Source organism: Streptomyces sp. NPDC030183, from assembly GCF_055573455.1.
This window is the reverse complement of record NZ_JBVIBK010000066.1, coordinates 1-7,687: the sequence shown is the minus strand read 5'-3', so window position 1 is coordinate 7,687 and position 7,687 is coordinate 1. Positions and strand designations below refer to the sequence as shown.

Below are 7,687 nucleotides of genomic sequence, written 5' to 3'. Positions count from 1 at the left end.
AGTACACGGGTCAGGGCCCGGCACGCCGAGAGCACGCACCTGACGCCGCGGGGCCGCCCTCCGGGCGACGGCGGGAATTTGACGACAGGGCCTAGCGTGGGCCTATGGATACGAACAGAGCCCCCGGCACGGACATCAAGCTCTCCCAGTGCTTCCTCGCGGTCGACGACCACGACAAGGCGCTCGCCTTCTACCGTGACGTCCTCGGCATGGAGGTCCGCGGCGACGTCGGCTTCGAGGGCATGCGCTGGGTGACCGTCGGCTCCCCGCTCCAGCCCGATGTCGAGATCGTCCTCGAACCCCCGGGCGCGGACCCCGACATCTCCCCCGCCGACCGCGAGGCCATCGCCCAGCTCCTCGCCAAGGGCGTCCTCCGCGGCGTCAACTTCACCACCGACGACTGCGACGCCCTCTACTCCCGCGTCGAGGCATCCGGCGCGGATGTCCTCCAGGAGCCCATGGACCAGCCCTACGGCGTACGCGACTGCGCGTTCCGCGACCCGGCTGGCAACATGCTGCGCTTCATGGAGCCCCGGAAGCCGGGAGAAGCGGGCAAGGCATCGAAGTACGGGGCTCAGGGGAGCTGAGGGGGCGTGGGTGGCGTGGGTGGCGTGACCGGTGGGGCGATCCGGTGGGCGTACGCCTTCGCCGACCGACCGGAGGCCGGTTACGAGCGGGCGTGCGCCTTCTGGACCGCGGTGACGGCGACGAAGCTGTCCGCCCCACGGGGTGAGCGGGGCGAGTTCGTGACGCTGCTCCCCGAGACGGGCGACGCGTGGGTGAAGGCCCAGGTGGTGGAGGCGGGCGACGGCGGCGCCCATCTCGACTTCGCGGTGCAGGGCGTACCCGCGTTCGTCGACCGCGCCGTCGGTCTCGGCGCCGAGGTCGTCGCCCCGCACGACGGTTGGGCGGTGCTCCGCTCCCCCGCCGGGCAGCTCTTCTGCGCGGTGCCGTGGCACGGGGAGGCGCTCCGCCCGCCGGTGGTCGACGGGAGCCGCCTGGACCAGGTGTGCCTCGACATCGCACCGGACGCCTTCGACGGCGAGGTCACCTTCTGGGCCGCCCTGACGGGCTGGACGTCGTACACCGGCTCGCGCCCGGAGTTCCATGTCCTGGGCCCGCCCGCGGGTCTCCCCCTCCGCATCCTCCTCCAGCGCCTGGACGCCCCCGCCCCCGCGTCGGCCCACCTCGACCTGGCCTGCGCGGACCGGCGAGCCACCCGCACCCGACACGAACGGCTTGGCGCCACCTTCGTGGCCGACCACCCCCACTGGACGGTGATGCGGGATCCGGCGGGCGGCACGTACTGCCTCACCGGCCGCGACCCGGAATCGGGGGGCCTGCCGGCTGCGTGAGCAGCCGAACGGCGGGCCTGGACGACGTCTCCCGGGCCCTCCATCACGGGCCGGATCACCACGGGGTACTCCTTGGCCCCGGCGGGCTGGGGCACTGGGCCACACGGGCCGCGATCTCGGTGACGTGGTCCAGGCTCGCGCAGTCCAGCAGCCAGTAGCTGGCGAGCACGTCCTGGGTCTCGGGGTACGGCCCGTCCTCGACGACGGGCTTGCCGTCGGCGTCGACCGTCACGAATCACAGGAGACGCCGGAGCCGTGCCGAACTCATCGGTACACCCGGGGCGAGTTGTCCGGGCGAGGTGTCGGGGGTGAGATTCGGGGTGAGATTCCTGGGCGGGGTGAGTCCCGAACGAGACAGCCCGGGCGGGGCAGTCCCTCACCCGTCGGTACAGCCCGGGCGGGGCAGTCCCTCACCCGTCGGTACAGCCCGGGCGGGGCAGTCCCTCACCCGTCGGTGGTGTCCTCGACCTGCTCCGCGGCTTCGCGGTCGGCGGCTTGCGCCGTGCCCCGGCCGTGCGTTCCGGCCGAGCCGTGCGCACCGTGCGACCGCCGGGCCACCGCCCGCGGCCGCTGCGCGGCGGCCTCCTCGGCCTCGGCGGCCTTGTCGACGTACGCCTCACACTTGGGGTTCCTGCACGGACCCGGACCCCACACGGGGACGAACGCGCCGAGCGTCTTGTGCCGCCGCACGATCGTGGCCACAGGCTGTCCGCAGGCCGGGCAGACTTGCTCGTCGGTGCCCATGCCCTCAGGGTATGACCGACGGCCGCCGGGCGCTCCCCGCCGTACGCCGTCGATCCCCCGCCGTACGCCGCCGATCCTCCGGATCACCGCTTCCTGATGTACGTCCGCACCACGGCCCCGTTGTCGAAGGCACGGACCTCGCCCAGCGTGAACTCGGTGATGTCGAACCCGGAGCCGAACATCGGCATCCCGGTCCCCAGCACGATGGGGTACGTCTTGATGATCAGCTCGTCGATCTCGTCGAGCAGTTCCCCCGCCACGACGGAGCCCCCGCACAGATAGATCCCGAGAGGGCCGTCCTCCGCCTTCAGCTCACGGACCTTGCCGACCGGGTCCGTCGAGATGATCTCGACGTCCGGATGGGGCGACTCCGTCAGCGTGCGCGAGACGACGTACTGCCGCAGATGCGCGAACGGACTGGTGATGCCGTCCTTCAGCGCCTCGTCGTAGCTGCCGCGCCCCTGGATGACCGTGTCGTACGCATGGTTCGGGACGTCGTCGGTCCCTATGAGCCGGCGCACATGGGTCGGGTTGATGTCGGGGTGTTCCGTCCTGAGGTACTCGGCGTACTCCCCCACCACGTGCGGGTACATGAAGGACGCGTCGCCGTCCGGGCCCCCGATGAACCCGTCGATCGAACAAGCGACGACATACGTGAGCTTGCGCAAACCTGCCTCTTTCTCTCCGGCCTCGTCTTCGACTTCCTCCTTGACCACTCCAGTTATAGTACTTCAATTGTAGTGATGGCAAGCATGAGCGGGCCCCGCACACCGTGGGGATGTGCGGGACCCGCGTCCGACCGGAGGCACCGACACCGCGCGGGGTCAGGTCGGCGCGGTGCCGATGCCTCCGGGGCCTCTTCTCAACTGCTGCGACGCGTCACGAACTCGGCCAGCGCGAGCAGACCTCCCGCGGCCTCCGGGTCCGGAACCGCCCGGGACAGCTCATGCATGGCCCGGGCCATACGGTCGGCCGCCTGGACCTGCGCCCAGTCACGCCCGCCGGCCCGCTCGACCACGAGCGCCGTCCGCTCCCACTCGCCCTCCTGGTACGGCGCCCCGTACAACTCGGCGAGTTCGGCCGCCTCCGGTGTGCCCGAGGTGAGCGCGGCGACCACCGGCAGTGACTTCTTACGGGCGATGAGGTCCGCGCCGGCCGGCTTGCCGGTACGGCTCGGATCCCCCCAGATCCCGATCACGTCGTCGATGAGCTGGAAGGCGAGCCCCGCCTCCCGCCCGAACGCGTCGAGGGCCTCGACCTCCTCCTCACCGGCCCCCGCGTAGAGCGCCCCGAGCGCACAGGCGCAGCCGAGCAACGCGCCCGTCTTCGCCTCGGCCATGGCGAGCACCTCGGGGAGGGTGACCTCCTCCGGCCGGCGCTCCTCCATCTCCGTGTCGGTGTGCTGGCCCGCGCACAGCTCGACGACACAGGAGGCGAGCCGCGCGGAGGCCGCGGCCGACGCCGGATGCGGATCCTCCGCGAGCAGCCGCAGGGCCAGGGCCTGCAGCGCGTCCCCGGCGAGGATGGCGTCGGGCACCCCGAACACGGTCCACGCGGTGGGCCGGTGCCTGCGGGTGGCGTCCCGGTCCATCACGTCGTCGTGCAGCAGCGTGAAGTTGTGCACGAGCTCCACCGCTGCGGCGGCCCGGACGGCGGCGGACTCACGTCCGCCGAGCGCCTCGACCGCCGCCAGCACCAGTGCGGGCCGGATCGCCTTGCCGGCGTTGCCGGCGGCCGGGGTGCCGTCCGCCTGTTCCCAGCCGAAGTGGTAGCGCGCCACCCGGCGCATCGAACTGGGCAAGGACTGCACGGCCCCGCGCAGTTCGGGGTCGACCGACTGCCGCGTCCGCTCCAGGATCTCGGCCGCCTCCTGCCCGTCGAAGGGACTGGGCGCACCCTGTCGCGCGGGCCCGCCCCCGTCGCCGGCGGGAGTCGCCGCTCCCGTGGGGTCCGGGGCTCCCGTCGGGTCCGGAGGGATCGTGATGTGGCTCCGCCTTTCCAGGATCTCGAGGTCGAGAGCGCCGCCCTCCAGGGTCTCGGCCGGGCTCTGCTGCGTCTCCGTCATGAACTCACCCAAGGGATCGCCCCCGAGGAGGCTGCGGACGGTGGCGGTTCGGGTGAGATCACCGCCAACGGCCGATCTCGACGTTCTCCAGAACGCCGAGCGCGTCGGGGACGAGGACCGCGGCCGAGTAGTAGGCCGTCACGAGGTACTTGATGATCGCCTGTTCGTTAATGCCCATGAAGCGCACCGACAGGCTGGGCTCGATCTCGTCCGGGATGTTCGCGGCGCGCAGGCCGATGACACCCTGGTCCTCCTCTCCGGTACGCATGGCGATGATCGAGGTGGTCCTGGCCTCGGTCACCGGGATCTTGTTGCACGGGTAGATCGGGACACCGCGCCAGGTGGGGATGCGGTTGCCGGCGATGTCGATCGTCTCCGGGACGAGTCCGCGCTTGTTGAGCTCACGGCCGAACGCGGCGATCGCGCGCGGGTGGGCGAGCAGCAGCTTGGTGCCCCGGCGGCGGCTGAGCAGCTCGTCCAGGTCGTCCGGGCTGGGCACGCCGTCGTGCGGCTGGAGCCGCTGGTCGTACTCGCAGTTGTGGAGGAGGCCGAACTCCCGATTGTTGATGAGCTCGTGCTCCTGACGCTCCTTCAACGCCTCCACGGTGAGCCGGACCTGCTGCTCGGTCTGGTTCATCGGCTGGTTGTACAGATCCGCCACGCGCGTGTGGATGCGCAGGACGGTCTGGGCGACGCTCAGTTCGTACTCGCGGGGCGCGGCCTCGTAGTCGACGAAGGTGTGCGGGATGTCCGGCTCACCGCTGTGGCCGGCGGCGAGGTCGATCTCCTTCTCGCCGTACTTGTTGGTGCGCTGCTCCGGGATGGAGCGCAGTTGCCGCAGGTGGTCGCTGAGGGTCTCGGCGCGCTCCGCGACCTGGTCGACGGCTTGGCGGGGCAGGACGAGCACCGTGCACGCGGTGACCGCGCGGGCCGTGTACTCCCAGATCGCGTCGGCGTCCAGCAGGGCCTGTTCCCCGAAGTAGGCACCGTCGGCCAGCACCCCGAGCACGGCGTCGTCGCCGTAGGGGCCCGTGCCGATCTTCTCGACCTTGCCGTGCGCGAGCAGGAACACCTCCTCCGCCCGGCTGCCGAATTCGGCCAGCACCGCGCCCGCCGCGAACTCCCGCTGCTCACACCGCTGGGCCAGCTCGCCCAGCACGTCCACGTCCTCGTAGGTCCGCAGGGCCGGCAGTTCGCCCAGTTCCGCGGGGATGACGGCGACCTGGTCGCCCGTCTTCACAAAAGTGATGCGACCGTCGCCGACCGCGTAGGTGAGCCGGCGGTTCACCCGGTACGTGCCACCCTGCACGTTCACCCATGGCAACATGCGCAGCAGCCAGCGCGAGCTGATCTCCTGCATCTGGGGCGCGGACTTCGTGGTGGTGGCCAGGTTCCGCGCGGCAGCCGTGCCGAGACTCTGCTGCGGCCGTTCCTGCTGCGTACGGACCTCTTCGCCTACCGACATACGGATTTCCCCTCCGGGTGTGCACTGATATCGCGGTCACCGATCTCGCCACCAGCCTGGCATCACCCAGCGTGCTGGTGCTATTACCCGAAAGAGCGGGAATGGATCTTACGAACGCTGGGCATATCGAGGGACTTTGTCCACCATCCCTCTCTCGCCCCCGTCCCGTCCGGTCCCGTCCCGCAAATGACCGGATCGGCTCGCAGCCCACTGCGACATCTGACGCCCGCACGGAGACCTGGGTACAACCCTGCGTACGAGGCGGCCGGACCAGCGGCCGTCGCACCGTTCGAAGGAGTCGGTCATGGCCCCACCCATGTCCGCGGCCAGATTTCTCAGCATCCTCAAGAACGAAGGCGTCACCGTCGTCGAGGTCGGCGACTGGGAGCATCACAACCGCAACCACAAAGGGCCGTGGGGCCCCGTCCACGGCGTGATGATCCACCACACGGTCACCTCCGGCAGTGAACGCACCGTCCGCATCTGCCGCGACGGCTACTCGGGGCTGCCGGGCCCGCTGTGCCACGGCGTGATCACCAAGGACGGCCGTGTCCACCTCGTCGGCTACGGCCGCGCCAACCACGCCGGCAGCGGCGACGACGACGTCCTGCGGGCCGTGATCGCCGAGACGGCCCTCCCCCCGGACAACGAGGCGAACACCGACGGGAACCGCCACTTCTACGGTTTCGAGTGCGAGAACCTGGGCGACGGTCTCGACCCGTGGCCCGAGCGCCAGCTCGAAGCGATCGAGCGGGTCTCCGCGGCCATCTGCCGCCACCACGGCTGGACGGAACGTTCCGTCATCGGCCACCTCGAATGGCAGCCCGGCAAGGTCGACCCCCGCGGCTTCACCATGACCACCATGAGGAGCCGTATCCGCGACCGCCTCCGCTAGCCGTCGCCCCACCGTGCAGCACGTCGCCCCACCGCGCTGCACGTCGCCCCCGCGTGCACGTCGTCCCCGCGTGCACGGGCGTCGGGGCTGAGCGGGCGGCCGTTCCCGGACAGATGTCCGACAATGGCCGCGTGAGCAGCCCCGACCCCACCGCCGTCCTGCGCCCCAGGTTGCCGTCCCCCCTCCAGGAGGTGGAGGACGGCCGCTTCGCCCGGCACGGCGTCCGGTTGCTCCTGAAGCGCGACGACCTGATCCACCCGCGGCTCATCGGCAACAAGTGGCGCAAGCTCGTGCCCAATCTGAGCGCGGCGGCGGGTCGTTCGCTGCTCACCTTCGGCGGCGCGTACTCGAACCACCTCCGGGCGACCGCCGCCGCCGGCCGCCTCCTCGGCCTGTCCACCGTGGGCGTGGTCCGCGGCCAGGAACTGGCGGACCGCCCCCTCAACCCCTCCCTGGCCCGCTGCTCGGCGGACGGCATGCGCCTGCACTTCATCGACAGATCGATCTATCGCCAAAAGGCCGACCCGGCCACTCTGGCCGCCGTCCTCCGCGCCGCCGACGCCGAGGGCGCCTATGTCGTCCCCGAGGGCGGCAGCAACGCCCTCGCCGTACGAGGATGTCGCGAGCTCGGCGCGGAACTGCGCGACCGGGCCGACGTCGTGGCCGTCGCCTGTGGCACCGGCGGCACCCTCGCCGGCCTGGCCGCCGGACTCGCCCCCGACCAGCGCGCCCTCGGAATACCCGTCCTCAAGGGCGGCTTCCTGGAGGAGGAGATACGGCGGCTGCAGGAGAGCGCCTTCGGCGGCCGCCGCGGCCACTGGGACCTCGACGACCGCTTCCACTTCGGCGGCTACGCGCGCACCACACCCGGCCTGGACGCCTTCGCCGCCGACTTCGAGGCGCGCCACGGACTGCCCGTGGAGCGTCTCTATGTGGCCAAGTTGCTCTACGGTCTCGTCTCCCTGGCGGAGGAAGGCACCTTCCCGCGCGGGACGACGGTCGCCGCGGTGATCACGGGAAGCCCGCTCCCCACGTAGCCCTCCCAACCCTCTGACCTGCCGCCTAGGCCCTGTCGTCAAATTCCCGCCGTCGCCCGGAGGGCGGCCCCGCGGCGTCAGGTGCGTGCTCTCGGCGTGCCGGGCCCTGACCCGTGTACTGGACGT

General features: G+C 71.3%; 8 protein-coding genes and 1 pseudogene. 4 read left to right on the top strand and 5 right to left on the bottom strand.

Features of this window, described 5'->3' with window-relative positions; translation table 11 throughout:
* Positions 1–104 precede the first annotated feature (104 nt).
* Entirely contained in the window at positions 105–587 is a 483-nt protein-coding gene (locus tag ACZ4Z2_RS37240) for a VOC family protein (RefSeq protein WP_468082208.1), read from the top strand.
* A 15-nt stretch (positions 588–602) separates the two neighbouring features.
* The gene (locus tag ACZ4Z2_RS37235) at positions 603–1,355 is read left to right on the top strand and encodes a VOC family protein (protein ID WP_468082206.1); all 753 of its coding nucleotides are present in this window, start codon (positions 603–605) and stop codon (positions 1,353–1,355) included.
* Positions 1,356–1,381: 26 nt separating this feature from the next.
* Here the strand turns inward: ACZ4Z2_RS37235 and ACZ4Z2_RS37230 are convergent.
* The 5 genes and pseudogenes from ACZ4Z2_RS37230 to ACZ4Z2_RS37210 form a co-directional block, all read right to left on the bottom strand.
* Positions 1,382–1,587 (bottom strand): annotated as a pseudogene (locus ACZ4Z2_RS37230) (YciI family protein); the annotation flags it as partial.
* Positions 1,588–1,799: 212 nt separating this feature from the next.
* Positions 1,800–2,099, bottom strand: coding sequence for a hypothetical protein (locus ACZ4Z2_RS37225; protein ID WP_468082204.1), 300 nt, complete (start codon positions 2,097–2,099; stop codon positions 1,800–1,802).
* An 83-nt stretch (positions 2,100–2,182) separates the two neighbouring features.
* The gene (locus tag ACZ4Z2_RS37220) at positions 2,183–2,767 is read right to left on the bottom strand and encodes a dihydrofolate reductase family protein (protein ID WP_468082203.1); all 585 of its coding nucleotides are present in this window, start codon (positions 2,765–2,767) and stop codon (positions 2,183–2,185) included.
* 194 nt (positions 2,768–2,961) lie between these two features.
* Positions 2,962–4,176 carry a family 2 encapsulin nanocompartment cargo protein polyprenyl transferase gene (locus tag ACZ4Z2_RS37215; protein ID WP_468082201.1) on the bottom strand — a complete coding sequence of 405 codons (1,215 nt, stop codon included), beginning with the start codon at positions 4,174–4,176 and terminating at the stop codon, positions 2,962–2,964.
* 46 nt (positions 4,177–4,222) lie between these two features.
* A complete protein-coding gene (locus ACZ4Z2_RS37210; protein ID WP_468082199.1) occupies positions 4,223–5,629 on the bottom strand; it encodes a family 2B encapsulin nanocompartment shell protein in 1,407 nt (468 codons plus the stop codon).
* A 304-nt stretch (positions 5,630–5,933) separates the two neighbouring features.
* On the opposite strand from ACZ4Z2_RS37210, the gene ACZ4Z2_RS37205 reads away from it, so the two are divergent.
* Both ACZ4Z2_RS37205 and ACZ4Z2_RS37200 read left to right on the top strand, forming a co-directional pair.
* Positions 5,934–6,524, top strand: a complete 591-nt coding sequence (locus ACZ4Z2_RS37205; RefSeq protein ID WP_468082198.1) for an N-acetylmuramoyl-L-alanine amidase — start codon at positions 5,934–5,936, stop codon at positions 6,522–6,524.
* A gap of 113 nt (positions 6,525–6,637) precedes the next feature.
* Complete coding sequence (locus ACZ4Z2_RS37200; RefSeq protein ID WP_468082196.1) at positions 6,638–7,561, top strand: 1-aminocyclopropane-1-carboxylate deaminase/D-cysteine desulfhydrase; 924 nt, start codon at positions 6,638–6,640, stop codon at positions 7,559–7,561.
* The last annotated feature ends 126 nt before the right edge of the window (positions 7,562–7,687 follow it).